General features: G+C 60.2%; 2 protein-coding genes. Both read right to left on the bottom strand.

Annotation, left to right across the window (positions count from 1 at the left end; all coding sequences use genetic code 11):
• Positions 1 to 112: 112 nt before the first annotated feature.
• Complete coding sequence (pstS, locus tag P792_RS25220) at positions 113 to 1,120, bottom strand: phosphate ABC transporter substrate-binding protein PstS (protein ID WP_023978082.1); 1,008 nt, start codon at positions 1,118 to 1,120, stop codon at positions 113 to 115.
• Positions 1,121 to 1,638: 518 nt separating this feature from the next.
• Positions 1,639 to 2,191: carbohydrate porin (locus P792_RS38415; protein ID WP_023978081.1), on the bottom strand; the 553-nt coding region annotated here is incomplete at its 5' end.

The following is a 2,191-nucleotide window of genomic DNA, read 5'->3' as shown; positions in this document are numbered from 1 at the left end:
GTCGTAATATGGTCACTGGAACAAAAAAGCCCGCCACGGTCACGTCAGGCGTGCCGGGCGGGCTTCGGTATAGGTCCGGCTGTAGTCAGGCGCAGCCGGGAGCAGGGCGACTTCAGTTCTTCGGCCAGCCCTGCAGGACCGCGTCCTTCACGGATTGCGGCAGCGGAACATAGTCCAGCTTCACAGCGTCAGGATTGCCGTTCTTGAGCGCATAGCTGAAGAAGTCCTTTACGGCCTTGCCCTGGGCGGCATCCTTCGGGTCAGTCGGAACCAGCACGAAGGTGGCACTCATAATGGGCCAGGCGTTTGCACCAGCGGTGTCGAGCAGATCCACGGCATAACGGTCTGCATGAGCCCAGTCGGCATGGGCCGCAGCGGCAGCGAAAGCAGCGGAATCCGGCTTGATGAAAGCGCCATCATGATCACGAAGCTGCGCCATGTTCAGATGGTTGCGGCTGGCATAGGCGTATTCCACGTAGCCGATACCGCCTTCTGATTCCTTTACGCCAGCGGCAACACCGTCATTGCCGCGCGCACCTGCACCGCCTGCCCAGGCGATTGACGTACCAGCACCGAATTTCTGCTTCCAGGCGCCGGAAACCTTGGCGAGGTAAGAGGTGAACACGAAGCTGGTGCCCGACGCATCGGCACGATGGATCGGGGCCACATCCGTGTCCGGCAGCTTGAGACCCGGGTTTAGCGCTGCAATGCGCGGGTCATTCCAGGTCGAGATCGTGCCGTCATAGAGCCCGGCAATGGCAGGGCCATCCAGATTTAGTGCGCCGGGGGCAATACCCGGTACGTTCACGATAACAACGATCCCGCCCATGGCCGTCGGGAATTGATAAAGCTTGTTGCTGTCCAGCTTCGCCGCGTCCATTGGCTTGTCAGAAGCGCCGAAATCGACCGTACGCGCAATCGCCTGGTTCTGACCGGCACCCGAACCAACGCTCTGGTAGTTGACAGAGGTGCCGATCGCCTTTTGTGCAGTCTCACCCCAAGCGCCATAGATCGGAGCCGCGAAGCTCGATCCGGCGCCGGTGATGGTGGCAGCGTGCGACACGCCGCATGACAGGGCCAGAGAGAGCGACAGGGCGCCGAAAATTCGGGAAAGCTGCATTGTTTGACCTCGATAGATCGTGATGACGGCTCGTTCTATCGGCGCCAGAAACAGGAAGATACACTTATAAAATGATAGTTTTATGAAAGCCTCCAGCGCTCCGGCATGACGCGCTGCGTGCTTTGGAACCTGTCATGCGTTGTGTTTGAAGGGAGCAATGATACCGGTCTCCGCTGGCGTGATCGGTTCGATCGAAGCGGGATCAGGCAGCTCCGACCTATGCGGATGATCGACCCGGCGCTGCGCTCAGCTCAGGGGAATAGGTCGACCAATGAAGATCGTAGCAGATCGGTCGGGCAGAAGGTCCTACCTCGCCCAGTGTCTCGTCATTGAACGGCGCATCGGCGGTCAACGAGGCGGCTACAGCGTCCAGAGCGGGATGAGTGCCATCCCCTTATTGGGGAGCGGAGAATGGGCTGACCGGCCATTGTCAGGTTCAGTGTCCATCGGGTCAGCGCGCGTGCTCTTGAGCCTCCAATGGCCCCATCCGTGAGAGAACGGGGCCACGGCGCGCAGCGTCAGAAGCTCACGCCTGTTTCAAGGTCGATCAGCAGGGCATTTTTGTACCGGTTGGTGCCGCCCGGGTGCCAGATATACTGCAAGCCGGGGCGGATGGTGAGCCACGGAGCCGGACGCCAGCCATAATTGATTTCGCCGGAATGTTCACCGCTCGGCTTGAGCAACCCGGTATCCTGCGTCTGTACCGCCTGAAGGGCTCCCACATAGGCGCCCAGCTTGGGGTTCACGAAGTTAAACTTGCCACCGATGCTGATCGTATCGTTTGGCCGGTTCCAGAACGTCCCTTTGCGCACGACACCCCAGGTGATGAAATACGGGGCGATTGCCGTGCGTGGGTCACCCCAGGTGAAGGACAGGAAGGCCACGGTCGAGCGCGATGAATCGCTTTTGTCGCGCTGCAGCATCTGGTCGGCCATGAACCATCCGCCGTAACGGCCGCGCACCTTGTCGATGGGCAGATTGCCGAGCACGCTTGTCGGCAGCTCAAAGCCTGCCAGCTGGGCGTAGACGTTCTTGACCTCTGACGTATCCCAGTAACCGCCAATCTTGACG

This window comes from Asaia sp. SF2.1 (assembly GCF_000505765.1).
Taxonomy (GTDB): Bacteria; Pseudomonadota; Alphaproteobacteria; order Acetobacterales; family Acetobacteraceae; genus Asaia; species Asaia bogorensis.
The sequence above is the reverse complement of the archived record's forward strand: the minus strand, read 5'-3'. Positions and strand labels throughout refer to the sequence as shown.